The organism is Christiangramia sediminicola (genome assembly GCF_031344135.1).
GTDB classification, from domain to species: domain Bacteria; phylum Bacteroidota; class Bacteroidia; order Flavobacteriales; family Flavobacteriaceae; genus Christiangramia; species Christiangramia sediminicola.
The window spans coordinates 807,217-824,940 of sequence record NZ_JAVJIU010000001.1; the positions used below are offsets into that span (position 1 = coordinate 807,217).

The 17,724-nt window shown below is 37.7% G+C and carries 17 protein-coding genes; 7 read left to right on the forward strand and 10 right to left on the reverse strand.

Features of this window, described 5'->3' with window-relative positions; all coding sequences use genetic code 11:
• Positions 1–3 precede the first annotated feature (3 nt).
• Genes RE431_RS03695 through RE431_RS03705 form a run of 3 tightly spaced genes read right to left on the reverse strand, consistent with a single transcriptional unit; the run spans position 4 to position 2,156 of the window.
• Positions 4–354: a carboxymuconolactone decarboxylase family protein gene (locus RE431_RS03695; RefSeq protein WP_309560602.1), complete on the reverse strand. Its 351-nt coding sequence runs from the start codon at positions 352–354 to the stop codon at positions 4–6.
• A gap of 3 nt (positions 355–357) precedes the next feature.
• On the reverse strand, positions 358–1,191 hold the full coding sequence (gene tatC / locus RE431_RS03700) for a twin-arginine translocase subunit TatC (RefSeq protein ID WP_309560603.1): 834 nt from the start codon (positions 1,189–1,191) through the stop codon (positions 358–360).
• The gene (locus tag RE431_RS03705) at positions 1,191–2,156 is read right to left on the reverse strand and encodes a KpsF/GutQ family sugar-phosphate isomerase (protein WP_309560604.1); all 966 of its coding nucleotides are present in this window, start codon (positions 2,154–2,156) and stop codon (positions 1,191–1,193) included. Before RE431_RS03705 ends, tatC begins: the two co-directional genes overlap by 1 nt.
• Before the next feature lie 84 nt (positions 2,157–2,240).
• Here RE431_RS03705 and RE431_RS03710 point away from each other — a divergent pair, with 84 nt between their 5' ends.
• The gene (locus RE431_RS03710; RefSeq protein WP_309560605.1) at positions 2,241–4,439 is read left to right on the forward strand and encodes a RecQ family ATP-dependent DNA helicase; all 2,199 of its coding nucleotides are present in this window, start codon (positions 2,241–2,243) and stop codon (positions 4,437–4,439) included.
• A 53-nt stretch (positions 4,440–4,492) separates the two neighbouring features.
• Here the strand turns inward: RE431_RS03710 and RE431_RS03715 are convergent, their stop codons facing one another.
• The 3 genes from RE431_RS03715 to RE431_RS03725 form a co-directional block, all read right to left on the reverse strand.
• The gene (locus RE431_RS03715; RefSeq protein WP_309560606.1) at positions 4,493–5,095 is read right to left on the reverse strand and encodes an outer membrane beta-barrel protein; all 603 of its coding nucleotides are present in this window, start codon (positions 5,093–5,095) and stop codon (positions 4,493–4,495) included.
• A 121-nt stretch (positions 5,096–5,216) separates the two neighbouring features.
• A complete protein-coding gene (locus RE431_RS03720) occupies positions 5,217–6,170 on the reverse strand; it encodes a transketolase family protein (protein WP_309560607.1) in 954 nt (317 codons plus the stop codon).
• Positions 6,171–6,209: 39 nt separating this feature from the next.
• On the reverse strand, positions 6,210–7,115 hold the full coding sequence (locus RE431_RS03725; RefSeq protein WP_309560635.1) for a transketolase: 906 nt from the start codon (positions 7,113–7,115) through the stop codon (positions 6,210–6,212).
• Between the two features lie 108 nt (positions 7,116–7,223).
• Between RE431_RS03725 and tgt the strand changes: the two genes are divergently transcribed.
• The 6 genes from tgt (at position 7,224) to RE431_RS03755 (ending at position 13,961) form a co-directional block, all read left to right on the forward strand.
• Entirely contained in the window at positions 7,224–8,354 is a 1,131-nt protein-coding gene (gene tgt, locus RE431_RS03730; protein ID WP_309560608.1) for a tRNA guanosine(34) transglycosylase Tgt, read from the forward strand.
• Between the two features lie 9 nt (positions 8,355–8,363).
• Complete coding sequence (locus RE431_RS03735; protein ID WP_309560609.1) at positions 8,364–9,440, forward strand: LptF/LptG family permease; 1,077 nt, start codon at positions 8,364–8,366, stop codon at positions 9,438–9,440.
• 99 nt (positions 9,441–9,539) lie between these two features.
• Positions 9,540–10,493, forward strand: coding sequence for an acetyl-CoA carboxylase carboxyltransferase subunit alpha (locus RE431_RS03740; RefSeq protein ID WP_309560610.1), 954 nt, complete (start codon positions 9,540–9,542; stop codon positions 10,491–10,493).
• A 168-nt stretch (positions 10,494–10,661) separates the two neighbouring features.
• Complete coding sequence (dnaB, locus tag RE431_RS03745) at positions 10,662–12,212, forward strand: replicative DNA helicase (protein ID WP_309560611.1); 1,551 nt, start codon at positions 10,662–10,664, stop codon at positions 12,210–12,212.
• 61 nt (positions 12,213–12,273) lie between these two features.
• On the forward strand, positions 12,274–13,536 hold the full coding sequence (locus tag RE431_RS03750) for an asparagine synthetase B (RefSeq protein WP_309560612.1): 1,263 nt from the start codon (positions 12,274–12,276) through the stop codon (positions 13,534–13,536).
• A complete protein-coding gene (locus RE431_RS03755; RefSeq protein ID WP_309560613.1) occupies positions 13,533–13,961 on the forward strand; it encodes a secondary thiamine-phosphate synthase enzyme YjbQ in 429 nt (142 codons plus the stop codon). The genes RE431_RS03750 and RE431_RS03755 overlap by 4 nt, the downstream gene beginning before the upstream one ends.
• Positions 13,962–14,014: 53 nt before the next feature.
• On the opposite strand, the gene rplT is transcribed toward RE431_RS03755, so the two are convergent.
• The 4 genes from rplT to thrS form a co-directional block, all read right to left on the reverse strand.
• Positions 14,015–14,359 (reverse strand): 50S ribosomal protein L20, encoded by a 345-nt coding sequence (rplT, locus tag RE431_RS03760; RefSeq protein WP_300438439.1) that lies wholly within the window; start codon positions 14,357–14,359, stop codon positions 14,015–14,017.
• Positions 14,360–14,468: 109 nt separating this feature from the next.
• Positions 14,469–14,666 (reverse strand): 50S ribosomal protein L35, encoded by a 198-nt coding sequence (gene rpmI / locus RE431_RS03765; protein ID WP_011708523.1) that lies wholly within the window; start codon positions 14,664–14,666, stop codon positions 14,469–14,471.
• Between the two features lie 36 nt (positions 14,667–14,702).
• Positions 14,703–15,254, reverse strand: a complete 552-nt coding sequence (infC, locus tag RE431_RS03770; RefSeq protein ID WP_309560636.1) for a translation initiation factor IF-3 — start codon at positions 15,252–15,254, stop codon at positions 14,703–14,705.
• Between the two features lie 21 nt (positions 15,255–15,275).
• A complete protein-coding gene (thrS, locus tag RE431_RS03775) occupies positions 15,276–17,228 on the reverse strand; it encodes a threonine--tRNA ligase (RefSeq protein ID WP_309560614.1) in 1,953 nt (650 codons plus the stop codon).
• Positions 17,229–17,724 lie beyond the last annotated feature (496 nt).

The following is a 17,724-nucleotide window of genomic DNA, read 5'->3' on the forward strand; positions in this document are numbered from 1 at the left end:
AATTTATTGGTTGCTTTCCTCTAATGCTTCCCAATATTCAAATGCTCTTCTCAAGTGAGGTATAACGATCGTACCTCCAATAAGAGTCCCAATACTTAAGGTTTCCATGATCTCTTCACGGGTGATTCCCTCTTTATGACTAGATTCTAAGTGGTATTTTACGCAGTCATCACATCTTAAAACCGTAGAGGCCACAAGACCTAGTAACTCTTTCGTTTTTTTATCTAATGCGCCTTCACTAAAGGCATTAGTATCTAAATTAAAGATCCGTTTTAGAACTTTATTGTTCTCAGATAAGATCTTATCATTCATTTTGGCTCGGTACGAATTAAATTCGTCAACCTTATCGATCATAGCTTAATTTTTTATTTTTTCTTCTTCTTTTTTATACATGAACTTGGAAATAACAATACTTACTTCATACAAGATCAAAACTGGGATAGCAACAATAATCTGACTAACTATATCTGGCGGAGTAATCACAGCCGATAGAACCAATACAATTACCAGCGCATACTTTCTGTAGGTCTTTAAAAACTGGGGTGTTACCACACCAACCTTCGTTAAAAAGTAAATAACGATTGGTAATTCAAAGATCAGTCCACTTGCCAGAACCGAAGCTCTAACCAAACTTATATAGCTGCTTAAGTCAAATTCATTTAATACGATATCACTTACCTGATATTTACCTAGGAAATTAATAGATAGCGGCGTAACTACGTAATATCCAAATAACACTCCCAGGAAAAATAAAAAGGAGGTTACAAATATAAAACCTTTGGCATGTTTCCTTTCATTGCTATGCATGGCTGGAGCAACAAACTTCCAGAACTCATAAATAACGTAAGGGAATGCAATTATAAAACCGGCCGTTATTGAAGTCCACACGTGTGCAGAAAATTGTCCGCCCATGGTTCTACTTTGAATCTTAAAAGGTAGTTCTTCAAAACAAAAACCTCCGTCTATCCCTATAAAAGTAGACATACGACAGAGCATATTATAAGAGAAAAAATCACCTTTTGAAGGGCCGAAAAGAAGGATGTCAAATATGAAGCCTTTTAATAAAAATGCAATTCCTCCGGCAATTACAACTGCAAGGACAGATCTTATTAAGTGCCATCTTAGTTCTTCAAGATGGTCTAAAAAAGACATTTCATTTTCCGGTTCTTCCTGGGGGGCTATTCTATCCATTATAAAATTCCTTCTCTAATTAAATTATGTAAATGTACCACTCCTGCATATTTACCATTCTCCACCGCCAGTAGTTGTGATATTTGATTTTTTTCCAATACATCCAAAGCTTCAACAGCAAGTGTGTCTTGTTCTATAGTCTTTGGGTTTCTACTCATGATATCTTTCGCTTTAAGACCTTTAATTTCCTGATGATCTTTAAGCATTCTTCTTATATCTCCGTCTGTAATAATACCTATGATTTTGTCATTTTCCAAAACTGCCGTTACTCCCAGCATTTTTTCTGAAATTTCAATGATGGCATTTGCCACATCAGTATCGGGTGAAACCTGCGGGATCATATTCTGAGATGTAATATCGCTCACTCGTAAATAAAGCTTTTTTCCTAAGGATCCTCCAGGATGATATTTTGCAAAATCTTTGCTGCTGAAACCTTTAAGATTTAGTAGACATACAGCAAGCGCATCTCCAATAACCATTTGTGCGGTAGTACTTGTAGTAGGAGCGAGGTTGTTCGGGCATGCTTCTTTTTCAATAAATGAATTCAGAACATAGTCGGCTTCTTTTCCCAAGAATGATTCAGTATTACCAGTTAAGGCGATCAAAGTATTGTTGAAATTTTTAATTAACGGCACCAGAACCTGAATTTCAGGACTATTACCACTCTTAGAAATGCAGATTACAATATCATTTTCCTGTACAATACCAAGATCACCGTGAATTGCATCAGCTGCATGCATAAAGATAGAAGGTGTTCCGGTAGAGTTTAAAGTGGCTACGATTTTATTCGCAATAATGGCACTTTTTCCAATTCCGGTAACAACCACACGACCTTCTGAACGATAGATGATTTCTACCGCTTTGGTGAACTCTTCGTCGATGAAATTTTCAAGGTTGGCAATTGCTTCTGCTTCGTTGGAAATGGTTTCTTTTGCAGAGGAAATGATTTGATCGCTAAGTTTCAAATTTGATTAAATTAAGAATTGCAGGTACTAAAGAAATATGTATATTTAGTAATGCAAATGTATGTAAAATTGTAACACAATTGAATGGGTTTGACCGAAATTGATTTACACAAAGAACTGAAGAGGTACTTTGGATTTAGTCAGTTTAAGGGGCTTCAGGAAGAAGTTATTACTAGCATCGTGAAAGGGAATGACACGTTTGTGGTAATGCCAACTGGCGGAGGTAAATCACTATGTTACCAGCTCCCTGCGCTTATAACCGACGGTACTGCAATTGTAGTATCGCCCCTTATAGCTTTAATGAAGAATCAGGTGGATGCCATACGTAGTATCTCCTCTGAGCATGGCGTAGCTCATGTACTGAACTCCTCTTTAAATAAAACTGAAGTTAGTCAGGTAAAGTCTGATATCAGAAATGGTATCTGTAAACTTCTTTATGTGGCACCCGAATCCCTTACAAAAGAAGATTATGTCGACTTTCTAAAAGGTCAGACGATCTCTTTTCTCGCGGTTGATGAGGCTCACTGTATAAGTGAGTGGGGTCACGATTTTCGTCCTGAATACCGTAATCTTCGACATATTTTAAAAAGAATTGGTGATAATATTCCTGTTATAGGGCTTACGGCTACTGCTACTCCAAAGGTTCAGGAGGATATTCTGAAGAATCTTGGAATTACCGGGGCCAATACATTTAAAGCTAGTTTTAACAGGCCTAATCTTTATTACGAAGTACGCCCGAAAACAAAGAATATTGAAGCAGATATCACTCGTTTTGTAAAGCAAAATGATGGGAAATCTGGTATTATATACTGCCTTAGCAGGAAAAAAGTTGAAGAGCTTGCACAAACTCTTCAGGTAAACGGGATTAAAGCGGTGCCTTATCATGCCGGTCTGGATGCAAAGACCAGGTCTAAACACCAGGATATGTTCCTGATGGAAGATATAGATGTGGTAGTTGCCACTATTGCGTTCGGTATGGGAATCGATAAACCCGATGTTCGCTTTGTGATTCATCATGACATTCCAAAAAGTATCGAAAGCTACTATCAGGAAACTGGTCGTGCCGGTAGAGATGGTGGTGAGGGGCATTGTTTAGCATTTTATTCTTATAAGGATATTGAAAAACTAGAGAAGTTCATGAGCGGTAAACCTGTCGCTGAACAGGAAATTGGTCATGCTTTACTTCAGGAAGTCGTTGCGTATGCTGAAACTTCAGTATCCAGGAGAAAATTCATCCTGCATTATTTCGGTGAAGAATTTGATTCAGAAACTGGGGATGGCGCTAGTATGGATGATAACGTTCGTAATCCTAAGAAACAACATGAAGCTAAAGACGATCTTGAACTTTTACTGAAAACAGTTAAGGAAACCAACGAGCTTTACAAGTCTAAAGAAGTTGTAAAAACGCTTATCGGTAAATCGAATGCAATAATCCTCTCTCATAAGACAGACGAACATCCTTTATTCGGAAAAGGCGAACACCAGGATTCAAATTACTGGATGGCACTAACTCGTCAGGCTTTAGTAGCAGGATTTCTGAAAAAGGATATCGAAACTTATGGAGTAGTAAAACTTACTCAGAAAGGAAGGGATTACATTAAAGATCCTGTTTCATTCATGATGACCGAGGATCATATTTATAATGCGGCAACTGAAGAAGCAGTTAACAAAGCTGAAAAAGGAGGAGCTTCCGTTGATGCCCAGCTTGTTAAGATGCTTAAGGAGTTAAGAAAGAAAGTTGCTCATAAAAAAGATCTTCCTCCCTTCGTTATATTCCAGGACCCTTCTTTAGAAGATATGGCCTTGAAATATCCAGTAACGGTTGAAGAATTAAGTAATATTCATGGTGTAGGAGAAGGAAAGGCAAAAAAGTACGGGAAAGAATTTGTGGAGCTGATCGAAAGATATGTTGAAGATAATGACATTGTAAGACCTGATGATTTTGTGGTGAAATCTACAGGAGCAAACAGTTCCTTGAAATTATATATTATTCAGAATGTAGACCGTAAATTGCCATTAACAGATATTGCTTCTGCAAAGGGAATGACCATGCCTGAATTCATTAAAGAAATGGAGGCTATTGTATATAGTGGAACAAAGCTGAATATTGATTACTGGCTTGATGATATTCTTGATGAAGATCAGCAGGAAGAGATTCATGATTATTTCCTGGAAGCTGAAACAGACAAGATCAATGAAGCCATGGAAGAATTTGATGGTGATTATGATGATGAAGAACTCAGGTTATACCGGATAAAGTTTATTAGTCAGGTTGCCAACTAAACATAAAAAAACCCGGAATTTCCGGGTTTTTCTTTTCTATATTATTTCCGTTCTTAAAGTGCGTAAGAAACACTAAGTATCCATTGCGATGGTCTTGAATCGATTTGAAATCCCGAGTCAGAAGCAATATCTCCACCTTTAGCGAAATTATCCTGGAAAGAACCTTCATGTCTTAGATCAAAACCTAATCTTCCAATATCAAAACCCAATCCTAATTGATATCCTACCGTAATATCTTTTTCAACCTTTTCAATTTCAAGATCTGAACCTTCAATTTTATTATCTAAAATATACTGAAATGATGGTCCCGCTTTTATATTTAGCGGCCCTAGTACGTTTAGTCCTAATAATACCGGTGCATCGATTTTACTAAGTTTGTAATCGAAAGTACGATATTCGGTATTTAGTTCAGTATACATCAATTCAGGCTGAATAAATATTCCTAAAAGTTCAAATTGTGCAAACATTCCGGCATGGAAACCTGTTTTATCTTCACCATCTTCAAAAGAAGAAACAAAATCACCTGATACCTGGCTAAAAGATTCATATTCACCTGTTGCACCATAATTAAGTCCTCCCTTAATTCCAAAACTTGCACTTTGCGCGCTAGCACCAACACTCGTCAAAATAAGTGCAAGGATTAATAACTTTTTCATGTTCATTTATTTTTTATGTTCAGCTAATATAACGCTGTTTAACGATTGTTTATTTCCAAAGAATAAAAAAAGCCTTTCAGTTTATAAGCTGAAAGGCCTTTATTAATTGATTCTGAGAAACTTATTTTCTCTTTATAACTTTTTCACTTGCTTTTACAATGGCAGCGGCATTCAATCCGTATTTTTCCATCAGTTGAGCAGGAGTTCCACTTTCACCAAAAGTATCTTTAGTAGCGATAAATTCCTGAGGAGTTGGATGATTCTCAGCTAAAGTTCTGGCAACACTTTCTCCTAAACCACCAAGGAAGTTATGTTCTTCCGCGGTTACCACGCAACCAGTCTTCTTTGCAGATTCTATGATCGCTTTCTCATCTAACGGCTTTATTGTATGAATATCGATCACTTCAGCACTAATTCCTTTTTCATTCAGTTCAACTGCAGCCTGGATGGCCTCCCAAACTAAATGCCCGGTAGCGATGATCGTGACATCGGTTCCTTCGTAAAGCTTAACGGCCTTACCAATTTCAAATTTCTGATCTTCTGGAGTGAAATTGGCAACTTTTGGTCTTCCGAATCTAAGATAAACCGGTCCATCATGTTCAGCGATCGCAAGAGTAGCCGCCTTTGTTTGGTTATAATCACAAGTATTGATAACCGTCATTCCTGGTAGCATCTTCATCAATCCAAGATCTTCAAGGATCTGGTGAGTTGCTCCATCTTCACCTAAAGTAACTCCGGCGTGAGAAGCACAGATCTTAACATTTTTTCCTGAATAAGCTACACTCTGACGAATCTGGTCGTAAACCCTTCCAGTAGAAAAGTTAGCAAATGTTCCTGTAAACGGAATTTTCCCTCCAATGGTCATCCCGGCTGCCATCCCGATCATGTTTGCTTCGGCAATTCCAACCTGGAAAAAACGCTCGGGATGATTGGCTTTAAAATCGTCCATTTTTAGTGATCCTGTAAGGTCGGCACATAGTGCAACTACATTCTCATTGGTTTTTCCCAGTTCGGTTAAACCTGCACCAAAACCTGAACGTGTATCTTTACTTCCTGTATTTTTATATTCTTTCATGGTCTTTACAATTTTGATATTAATGAATTATTCTTTGGATTAATAATCTCCAAGAGTTTCAGGATTTTGGGCAAGTCCGGTTTCCAGTTGCTCATCGTTAGGAGCCTTCCCGTGCCACGCATGCGTGTGCATCATGAAGTCCACACCATGACCCATTACCGTATTCATTAATATACAAACCGGTTTACCTTTACCAGTTCTGGTTTTTGCTTCTTTAAGACCATCAATAACCTGTTGAATGTTATTTCCATCTTCAATTTCCAGTACATCCCAGCCAAAAGCTTCGAATTTCGCTCTAAGGTTTCCAAGAGGAAGAACATTTTCAGTGCTACCATCAATTTGCTGCCCGTTAAGGTCTACAGTAGAGATGATGTTGTCAATTTTATTTCCGGCAGCATACATGATTGCTTCCCAATTCTGACCTTCCTGCAGTTCACCATCACCATGAAGTGAATAAACAATATGATCATCATTGTTTAGCTTTTTGGTTTGAGCTGCACCAAGTGCAACACTCATTCCCTGGCCAAGAGAACCGGAAGCAATTCTAATTCCCGGAAGACCTTCATGAGTTGTTGGGTGTCCCTGAAGACGGGAATCAATTAATCTGAAAGTATTTAATTCATCTACCGCAAAGTATCCGCTACGCGCAAGTACACTATAATATACAGGAGAGATATGTCCGTTAGAAAGGAAGAATAGATCTTCCCCTTTTCCGTCCATATCAAAGTTGGTGTTGTAATCCATAACTTCCTGATACAGCGCAGTGAAAAATTCAGTACAGCCTAAAGATCCTCCCGGGTGACCGGAATTTACCTTATGAACCTGCCTTAGAATGTCCCGGCGAACCTGGGTAGCAAAATCTTGTAATTCGTTGATGTCTGGCATTTTAAATTGTGTTGTTTTATTGCCGCAAAAATAACTTTTTAAAAAGCTTTGACAAAGCAACAAGCTCGCAGTTATTAACTTTTTATTGAAAATACTAACAGCCTTAAGTTTTAAATCTGCTTCCAATTGATATTTACTTGAGTATCTTTGCAGCGATTAAATTGAACTATGGATTTTGAACTTTTAACTACCGATCCCGGTAGTAGAGCACGTGCAGGAAAAATAACTACAGATCACGGGGTCATTGAAACTCCTATTTTTATGCCGGTTGGCACGGTGGCTTCCGTGAAAGGAGTGCACCAGAGAGAATTGAAGGAAGATATCAATCCCGATATAATTTTAGGAAATACCTACCATCTTTATTTAAGACCTCAAACCGAAATTCTGAAGAAGGCTGGCGGACTTCATAAATTCATGAATTGGGATAGAAATATTCTTACCGATAGTGGTGGTTACCAGGTTTACTCGCTTTCTGCCAGAAGAAAGATCAAAGAGGAAGGTGTAAAGTTCAAGTCTCATATTGATGGCTCATATCATACCTTCACTCCGGAAAACGTTATGGAAATTCAGCGGGCAATTGGCGCTGATATTATCATGGCTTTTGATGAATGTACACCATATCCATGTGATTATAACTATGCAAAAAGATCTATGCATATGACGCATCGCTGGTTAGACCGATGTATCAATCATTTGGAAAAAACGCCTGAGATCTATAATTATAAGCAAACACTTTTCCCTATTGTTCAGGGAAGTACATATAAGGATCTCAGAAAACAATCAGCAGAATATATTGCAAATGCAGGAGCTGAGGGAAATGCTATCGGCGGACTTTCAGTAGGAGAACCTGCGGAAGAAATGTATGCGATGACTGATGTGGTTACTGAAATTCTTCCGGAAGATAAACCTAGATACCTAATGGGTGTAGGAACTCCAATCAACATTCTTGAGAATATCGCTTTAGGAATAGATATGTTCGATTGCGTGATGCCAACAAGAAATGGTAGAAACGGAATGTTGTTCACTTCACACGGAACTATTAATATCAAGAATAAAAAATGGGAGGATGATTTTTCTCCGATTGATCCAGAAGGAGTAAGTTTTGTAGATTCACAATATTCAAAGGCATACGTTAGGCATTTGTTCAGCGTTAATGAAATGCTTGGCAGACAAATTGCAAGCATTCATAACCTGAGCTTTTATCTTTGGTTGGTGAGAGAGGCTAGAAAACATATCTTAGCCGGAGATTTTCCATCCTGGAAAGATAAAATGGTGAAACAAATGGATAAACGTTTATAATTCCGGAATTTGAAAATTCTAGATTGGTACATACTTAAAAGATATCTGGGAACCTTCACGATGATGTTGGTTCTTTTTATACCTATTGGAATTACGGTAAACCTTGCGGAAAAGATCGATAAGATCCTGGAAAATGAAGTTCCGTTTATTGAGGTTGCCACTTATTACCTTGATTTTACGATCTATTTCGCCAATCTGTTATTTCCAATATTTCTTTTTCTATCTGTAATATGGTTTACTTCTAAACTAGCCATGAATACTGAGATCGTTGCTTTTTTAAGTAGCGGTGTTTCCTTTTACAGATTTCTTAGGCCTTATTTAATTGGTGCAAGTATCGTTTGTGTAGGAGCATTGATTCTGGCTATGTATCTGGCCCCTCAAGCCAGTAAAGGATTTAATGAATTTAAATACCAGTATCTAAAGCGAGGTGAACAAACCCAGGAAACCAGTGATGTATACAGGCAAATTAATGATAACGAGTATATCTATGCCAGTCACTTCCAGCCAAAGAGTAAATCTGCCAGAAACTTTACCTTAGAGCATTTTGAAGGCAACGAATTAAAGTTCAAAATTAGTGCAGCCAATCTTAGATATATTGAAGAAGACAGTATTTATGAACTAACTCGTGTAGATAAAAGGATCATCGGAAAGGAAAAGGATAGTATTATGTTTATGAGAAAATTAGACACTATTCTTCCATTTGAATTCGATGAACTTACTCCAGAATCTTATATAGCTGAAACTCTCAACTATACCGAACTCAACGAATTTATAGAAAAAGAACGACGACGTGGTTCAGGTAATATTAATAGATATCTTGTGGTGGCTTACAAACGTTGGAGTATTCCTATTTCAGCCTTTATTCTAACAATTATCGCGGTAGCCGTTGCCTCTTTCAAAAGAAGAGGAGGAATGGGAGTGAATTTGGCTGTTGGGATTTCATTGGCCTTTATTTTTATATTCTTCGATAAGGTTTTTGGTACCATGGCAGAGCAATCCACCTTCTCGCCGCTAATAGCCGTATGGTTCCCTAATATCGTATTTGGGGTACTTGCGGTAGTGCTTTTATTCCGCGCGAAACGTTAACTGCAAAAATCCTTTGAAAATTTAAACTTTATCGGGGAAATCTATCCTTTCAAAGTTGTTATATTTGTAAGCTATTAAAAAATAATTACCATAAACAATATGGAGTATTTAGATTTTGAAGAACCTATCAAAGAGCTTGAAGAACAGTATGCTAAGGCATGTAATATTGGAGAAGAAAGCGAGGTTGACGTTACAGCTACTTGTAAACAGATCGAGAAGAAGTTAATAGAAAAGAAGAAGGAGATCTACAAGAATTTAACTCCTTGGCAACGTGTTCAACTTTCAAGACATCCTAACAGGCCATATACTTTAGATTATATCAATGCGATTTGTGGAGATACTTTTCTGGAATTGCACGGAGATAGAAATGTAAAGGATGATAAAGCGATGATCGGTGGTCTTGGTAAGATCGAAGATCAGAGTTATATGTTTGTTGGGCAACAGAAAGGATACAATACCAAAACAAGACAATATAGAAATTTCGGGATGGCAAATCCTGAAGGATATAGAAAAGCACTTAGACTTATGAAGTCTGCGGAAAAATTCGGAGTACCGGTTGTATGTTTCGTAGATACACCAGGTGCTTATCCGGGTCTTGAAGCTGAAGAGCGCGGACAGGGAGAGGCTATTGCCCGAAATATCCTGGAAATGACCAGGCTTAAAGTGCCAATTTTCGTGGTGATCATAGGTGAAGGAGCTAGTGGTGGAGCTTTAGGAATTGGAGTAGGAGATAAGGTAATGATGCTTGAAAATACCTGGTATTCGGTTATTTCTCCTGAATCCTGTTCATCTATTCTTTGGAGAAGCTGGGAGTATAAGGAAAGAGCTGCAGAAGCACTTAAGCTTACTGCTACAGATATGAAAAAGCAGAAGTTAATAGACGAGATCGTAAAGGAACCACTTGGTGGTGCTCATGCCAATAGAGAAGAGATTTTCAATACGGTAAAAACTTCGATTTCCAAAGCTTATTCTGAATTCAAAAACTTATCACCAGAAGATCTGGTTGAAAAGAGAATGGACAAGTATTTAGACATGGGAGTATTTAAAGGTTAAGCTCTTTATTTATACAACATCGTTAGAAAATCCGGAGAATTGTTTCCGGATTTTTTTATCTTATTAACAGAAAAACTTACTTATCAACAGGTAGATTGTTCATTACCTGTTAAGTAACTAAGGTCGATTTTATTAAGATTGTCTTAACAAATTAATTATTTTCGTTTTATGGAAAAAATCACCTCCCCCCAAAATATTACCTACAAAAAATCGAATGTAGTAAGTCTAGAAAAAGGAAAAGTTCCGCCGCAGGCAGTTGATTTAGAGGAAGTTGTGCTAGGAGCTATGATGATTGACAAAAAGGGTGTAGATGAGATTATTGATATTCTAATTCCGGAAGCTTTTTATAAAAACAGTCACAAGCTTATATATGACGCCATTAAAAAGTTGTTTGATGCGTCTGAAGCGATTGACTTATTAACCGTTTCTAATCAATTAAAGAAAGAAAAGGTTTTTGATAAAGTAGGAGGAGACTATTATTTGATCCAGCTAACCCAAAAAGTCTCAAGTTCAGCTCATATTGAGTTTCATGCACGTATCATTCTTCAGAAATATATTCAGAGAAGTTTGATCAAAATCTCTAATGAAATCATTGAAGAAGCTTTTGATGAGGGAACCGATGTTTTTGATCTTCTGGATTCAGCAGAATCTAAACTCTATGAAGTTACTCAGGGAAACATAAAGCGTTCTACTGAGACTGCGCAGAGTTTGGTTATTCAGGCGAAAAAGAAAATTCAGGAAATTTCGAATAAAGAGGGGCTTAGTGGAGTTCCTTCAGGTTTTGATAAACTGGATGAGCTTACTTCCGGTTGGCAGCCATCAGATTTAATTATTGTGGCGGCTCGTCCTGGTATGGGTAAAACGGCACTAACTTTATCTATGGCGCGTAACATTGCCGTAGATCAGGGTATTCCAGTAGCTTTCTTCTCTCTGGAGATGTCTTCTGTACAGTTAATTACTCGTTTGATCTCTTCTGAAACCGGTCTTTCTTCTGAAAAGCTGAGAACTGGAAAATTAGAACAACATGAGTGGGAACAGCTGAACGTAAAGGTGAAAGACCTTGAAAAGGCTCCTTTGTTCATTGATGATACACCTTCGCTTTCAATTTTCGATTTACGAGCGAAAGCACGTAGACTTGCCTCGCAGCACGGTATTAGAATGATCGTTATTGATTACCTTCAGTTGATGACTGCTGGTGGATCTCAAAAAGGAGGAAACAGGGAACAGGAAATTTCGACGATTTCACGTAACCTGAAAGCTTTAGCAAAAGAATTAAATGTTCCTGTGATTGCACTTTCTCAGTTATCTCGTGCGGTTGAAACACGTGGAGGTAGTAAACGACCTTTACTTTCTGACCTTAGGGAATCTGGAGCGATCGAGCAGGATGCAGATATCGTATCATTCATTTATCGTCCTGAATATTATAAAATTGAAGAGTGGGATGATGAAGAAAGAACTCCAACTCAGGGCCAGGGTGAATTTATCGTGGCAAAACACCGTAATGGTGGATTGGAAAATATCAGGCTTAAATTCATTGGAGAACTCGGTAAATTTGATAATTTAGAAGACTTTAATTTCCCATCAGAAATTCCATCAAGCATGAACAGCGGAGATTCTGATAATGATTTCGGGAATTTTAATCTGCCGAATCCAAGTGCCGATGAGGCTTTTGGTAGCTCAATGAATAGCGATGATGACGATAATGATGTTCCGTTCTAATGATTTAAAGCTAAGATCAGCTAAGGAAACAGCTATATCTCAAAATATTAAAAGCAGCAGAATGTTCAAGATCATTTTGCTGCTTTCTTTTTTTATACTTACAAGTTTTCAAATGTCTGCTTCCAAGATATTAATTCCAATGGATGCAGAATCTCAGGGAAACCATCTCAAAGCTTATGGTATTGTGTATTATTCTCTGGAGAATCAACTTTCAGTTAACTGGCTTCTTAATTTTCGTGGGGGTTCTTTCCTAATTACCGATTCTGAAAAATTAAGAAAGGAATGCCAGATTCGAGGAGTGGATTTTGAAGTTCTAAGTGATGAACTCTCTAATTCAATATTAGAAGAAATAAGCAGTCCTTCAAAAAATATGGAATCTGTAGTATTGGAAAAGGCGCCGAAAATAGCTGTTTACAGTCCAACAGGTAATAAGCCTTGGGATGATGCAGTTACGATGGCTCTTACATATGCAGAGATCCCTTATCAAACTATTTATGACAGAGAAGTGCTGGAAGACGCATTAGTGCTTTACGATTGGTTGCATCTTCATCATGAAGATTTTACCGGTCAGTATGGAAAGTTTTATCGTGCATTCAGAACTACACCCTGGTATATAGAAGAGAAAAAGGAAGCTGAGCAATTGGCTAAGGATCTTGGTTTTTCAAAAGTTTCTGAAGAGAAACTAGCCGTTGCAATTAAGATTAGAGATTACGTGATCGGTGGCGGATTCATGTTTGCAATGTGTAGCGCAACTGATAGTTTTGATATTGCACTTGCAGCTGAGGGTGTGGATATTGCTGAAGCTATGTTCGACGGTGATCCTAGTGAGCCCGGCTATCAGGCAAAGATCAATTATGATAATACTTTCGCTTTTACAGATTTTGAACTTGAGCGGAGTCCAATGGTCTATGAGTTTTCCAGTATAGATATGACTGAAAAACGGCAGATACAGAAGGAAAGCGATTATTTTACCCTGATGGATTATTCTGCAAAATGGGATGTTGTTCCAACCATGCTAACTCAAAATCATACACGTTTGGTAAAAGGTTTTATGGGACAAACAACCAGTTATGATCCAGATACTGTAAAACCTGGTGTCTTAATTATGGGTGAAAGTAAATTGAATGGAGAGGCGAGATATATCCACGGTGTTAAAGGAAAAGGATTTTTTACTTTCTATGGCGGTCACGATCCTGAAGATTACCAGCATAGAGTGGGGGATCCAAAGACTGAATTAGAGTTACATCCAAATTCACCGGGATACAGGCTTATACTAAATAATGTGCTGTTCCCCGCGGCTAAGAAAAAAGAACAAAAAACATGACGGAATTTTATCAAACCGAAATAAGACTAAGACCCCGCTCAAGGGGTTTTCATTTGATTACTGACGAGATCGTAGATCAATTTACAGAGATCGAAGATATCGATATCGGTTTTCTACAAATTTTTATTAAACATACATCGGCCGGACTAGCCATCAATGAAAACGCAGATCCTACGGTAAGAGAAGATTTTAGAAGTCATTTTGATGAAATGGTTCCGGAAAATCAATCTTATTATAAACATACTACTGAAGGCTCAGACGATATGCCTGCGCACATCAAATCTTCATTAACCGGGACATCCCTACAAATTCCTATAACAGATGGTAAATTGAATTTAGGGACCTGGCAGGGAATCTATCTTTGTGAGCATAGAGATAGGGGAGGGTCAAGGATATTAGTGCTTACAGCCTTCGGTGAGGGTTAGAAACAAAAAATCCCGCCGTAAGGCAGGATTTTTCTATAAGAGAGTGTAATTGTTTATTTTACTTTTTCTACAATTGCTTTGAAAGCCTCTGGGTTATTCATCGCCAGGTCGGCAAGAACTTTACGGTTCAATCCAATATCACTGGTTTTAAGTTTCCCCATAAATTGAGAATAAGATAATCCTTCTTGTCTGGCTGCAGCGTTAATACGCATAATCCATAAAGAACGGAAGTTACGTTTCTTAGCTTTACGGTCTCTGTATGCATATAGCATAGCTTTATCAACCGCATTTTTAGCAACAGTCCAAACGTTTTTACGACGTCCGAAATATCCTTTTGCTTGCTTTAAAACTTTTTTTCTACGTGCCCTTTTGGCAACTGAGTTTACTGATCTTGGCATATTTTACATTTTTTTGTAGCAGGCGTTCGAAATTCGACACTTTTAAAACTTTTTCAGTTTTGCCCAACTCCATGGTTAAATAATTTAATTAAACCTCAAGAGCTTCAAATTACTTTAAACGTAATTGAAGTTTGACATTGTCCTTATCTGCATCATGTACTAAAGTACTATGAGTTAAGGCTAGCTTACGTTTCTTTGACTTCTTAGTTAAGATATGACTCTTAAACGCGTGCTTTCTTTTGATTTTACCAGTTCCGGTAAGCTTAAAACGCTTCTTAGCACTGGATTTTGTTTTCATCTTAGGCATTGCTGTCCTTTTTTATAATTAACTCTCTTATTTTCTTTATTTCGATTTCTTAGTAGGAGATAAGAACATGGTCATTCTCTTTCCTTCTAATTTCGGCATTTGTTCTACTTTACCGTATTCCTCAAGATCCTGAGCCAGTCTTAAAAGAAGGATCTCTCCTTTATCTTTAAAGACGATAGAACGTCCTTTGAAAAATACAAAAGCCTTTAGCTTTGCACCGTCCTTTAAGAATTTTTCAGCATTACGTTTTTTGAACTCGTAATCATGGTCATCTGTATTGGGACCAAAACGAATCTCCTTTACAACCACTTTACTGGCTTTGGCTTTCATGGCCTTTTCACGTTTCTTTTGCTCGTAAAGAAACTTTTTGTAGTCCATGGCCTTAACAACCGGTGGTTTCGCATTTGGAGAAATCTCAACAAGATCAAGTCCTAGTTCCTGAGCTATAGAAAGAGCTTTCTTAATTGGATATACATCCATTTCTACATTGTCACCAACCAGGCGTACTTCGTCTGCTTTAATCTTCTCGTTGATTCGGTGTTGTTCTTCTTTTTGACGGCCGAATCTGTTCGGTTTTCTTCTACGTATTGCTATGGCTTAAAATTTAAATTAAACTTCAGTTTTAAAAGGCTTTAAGGTACTATCGATTTCTGTATTTATCAAATTGGCGAAATCTTCGATCTTCATGGTTCCTAAATCACCTTCGCTGTGTTTACGAACAGAAATCGTACCATCTTTGGCTTCCTGCTCTCCAACGATGAGCATATAAGGGTATTTGTTAACTTCTGCTTCCCTGATCTTCTTACCTATCGTTTCATTCCTGTTGTCAACAAGGGCGCGAATTTCGTTATTTTCAAGCAAAGTTAAAACTTTTTGTGAGTATTTTTCATATTTCTCACTGAGTGAGAGAATAATAGCCTGTTCTGGCATTAACCATAATGGGAAATTTCCACCAGTATGCTCTAATAGAATGGCTACGAATCTTTCCATGCTTCCAAAAGGTGCTCTGTGAATCATTACCGGACGATGTGACTCATTGTCACTTCCCTTATATGTCAGGTCAAAACGTTCAGGTAAATTATAATCAACCTGGATCGTTCCTAACTGCCAGCTTCTACCTAAAGCATCCTTAACCATAAAGTCAAGTTTTGGTCCGTAGAATGCTGCTTCGCCAGTTTCTACGATGTAATTCAAACCTTTTTCCTTAGCCGCATTCATAATTGCATTTTCTGCCTTATCCCAAACATCATCAGATCCTATATACTTCTCCTTGTTCTCAGGATCTCTTAAAGATACCTGTGCTGTAAAGTTTTCAAATCCTAAAGATGAGAATACATATAAGGTAAGGTCGATCACTTTTTTGAATTCTTCATCCAGCTGCTCCGGAGTACAGAATATGTGTGCGTCATCCTGAGTAAATCCACGAACCCTGGTTAACCCATGAAGCTCTCCACTTTGCTCATATCTATATACGGTTCCAAATTCAGCAAATCTTTTAGGTAGATCTCTATAACTCCATGAAGAAGCATTGTACATTTCACAGTGGTGAGGACAGTTCATTGGTTTTAGCATGAATTCTTCACCTTCATTAGGTGTCGTAATTGGCTGAAAGCTGTCTTCTCCGTATTTCGCGTAGTGTCCAGATGTTACATATAGCTCTTTACTACCTATATGTGGACTTACCACCATTTCATATCCTGCTTTTTTCTGAGCTTTTTTCAGGAAATTTTCCAGTCTTTCTCTCAAGGCAGCTCCTTTAGGTAACCATAATGGTAGTCCCTGTCCAACTTTTTGAGAAAAAGTGAAAAGTTCCAATTCCTTCCCAAGTTTTCTGTGATCCCTTTTTTTGGCCTCTTCTAAAAGCTCCAGATATTCCTTTAATTCTTTTTGCTTCGGAAATGAGATTCCGTAAACTCTCGTTAATTGAGGGTTATTTTCATCTCCTCTCCAGTAAGCTCCGGCAACGCTCATCAGTTTTATAGCCTTGATGATTCCTGTATTTGGAATATGGCCTCCACGACAAAGATCAGTAAAGGTATCGTGGTCACAGAAAGTGATATCTCCATCCTGAAGATTTTCTATAAGCTCTACCTTGAACTGGTTTTTCTTATTCTTGTAAAAATCCAGCGCTTCCTGCTTGGAAACTTCTCTCATTTGGAAATCATGCTTTCCTCTGGCGATTTCTGTCATGCGATCTTCGATTTTTTTGAAGTCGTTTTCTGAAATCTTATGCTCGCCAAAATCTACGTCGTAATAAAATCCGCGTTCAATTGCTGGACCAATGGTTAGTTTTGCTCCGGGATAAAGATCCTGTATAGCCTGTGCCATTACGTGAGAAGTAGAATGCCAGAATGCTTTCTTGCCCTCATCATCATTCCAGGTGTATAATATAAGATTACCGTCGGTAGTTAAAGCCGTGGATGCTTCTACCGTTTCGTCATTGAATCTAGCCGAAATAACATTTCGGGCTAAACCTTCACTAATACTTTTGGCAACTTCCATTGGAGTAGTGCCGCTTTCAAACTCTTTAATACTTCCGTCTGGCAGAGTAATCTTAATCATTATATACATTTTTTCGAAGCCACAAAGATAAGGTGTTGAGTTTGGTTGCGCAATACATATATGTATATAGGTAATAATATAAAATAGCGTCTATATATTAAGGTATAGATAGAGTTATGGTAGATTGAATTTTTTTTAATGCGGAAAATGCTGATGAGCAAAGGCTTATGATTTATTTGAAAAATCTTTCTAAAAAACCTCAAAATTATTTTGGTTGTAATGAAAAAAGGGGTGTATATTTGCAGCCGCTTTGAGAGCAAGGCGTAAGTTCACTGAAAGTACTGAGAGTAGGCGATACCGAGTAAAAAGGGTTAAAAAAATAATTAAATTTTTTTCAATTTTAATTTGGTTGGAGAGCAAAACTCGTTTTATATTTGCACCCGCTTTGGAAACGAAGTGATGTTCATAGAGAGGGGTGATTAAGGAGTGAGCAAATTTGGGATTTGCGCTTTAAAAAAGAAATCAAAAATTTTTATTAAAAAGTTTTGGTTAGGAA

Coding starts and splice junctions, on each gene's coding strand:
- RE431_RS03695 (WP_309560602.1), bottom strand. CDS start 354: ATGATCGATAAGGTTGACGAATTTAATTCGTACCGAGCCAAAATGAAT.
- tatC (WP_309560603.1), bottom strand. CDS start 1,191: ATGGATAGAATAGCCCCCCAGGAAGAACCGGAAAATGAAATGTCTTTT.
- RE431_RS03710 (WP_309560605.1), top strand. CDS start 2,241: ATGGGTTTGACCGAAATTGATTTACACAAAGAACTGAAGAGGTACTTT.
- RE431_RS03715 (WP_309560606.1), bottom strand. CDS start 5,095: ATGAAAAAGTTATTAATCCTTGCACTTATTTTGACGAGTGTTGGTGCT.
- RE431_RS03720 (WP_309560607.1), bottom strand. CDS start 6,170: ATGAAAGAATATAAAAATACAGGAAGTAAAGATACACGTTCAGGTTTT.
- tgt (WP_309560608.1), top strand. CDS start 7,224: ATGGATTTTGAACTTTTAACTACCGATCCCGGTAGTAGAGCACGTGCA.
- RE431_RS03740 (WP_309560610.1), top strand. CDS start 9,540: ATGGAGTATTTAGATTTTGAAGAACCTATCAAAGAGCTTGAAGAACAG.
- dnaB (WP_309560611.1), top strand. CDS start 10,662: ATGGAAAAAATCACCTCCCCCCAAAATATTACCTACAAAAAATCGAAT.
- RE431_RS03750 (WP_309560612.1), top strand. CDS start 12,274: ATGTTCAAGATCATTTTGCTGCTTTCTTTTTTTATACTTACAAGTTTT.
- RE431_RS03755 (WP_309560613.1), top strand. CDS start 13,533: ATGACGGAATTTTATCAAACCGAAATAAGACTAAGACCCCGCTCAAGG.
- rplT (WP_300438439.1), bottom strand. CDS start 14,359: ATGCCAAGATCAGTAAACTCAGTTGCCAAAAGGGCACGTAGAAAAAAA.
- rpmI (WP_011708523.1), bottom strand. CDS start 14,666: ATGCCTAAGATGAAAACAAAATCCAGTGCTAAGAAGCGTTTTAAGCTT.
- thrS (WP_309560614.1), bottom strand. CDS start 17,228: ATGATTAAGATTACTCTGCCAGACGGAAGTATTAAAGAGTTTGAAAGC.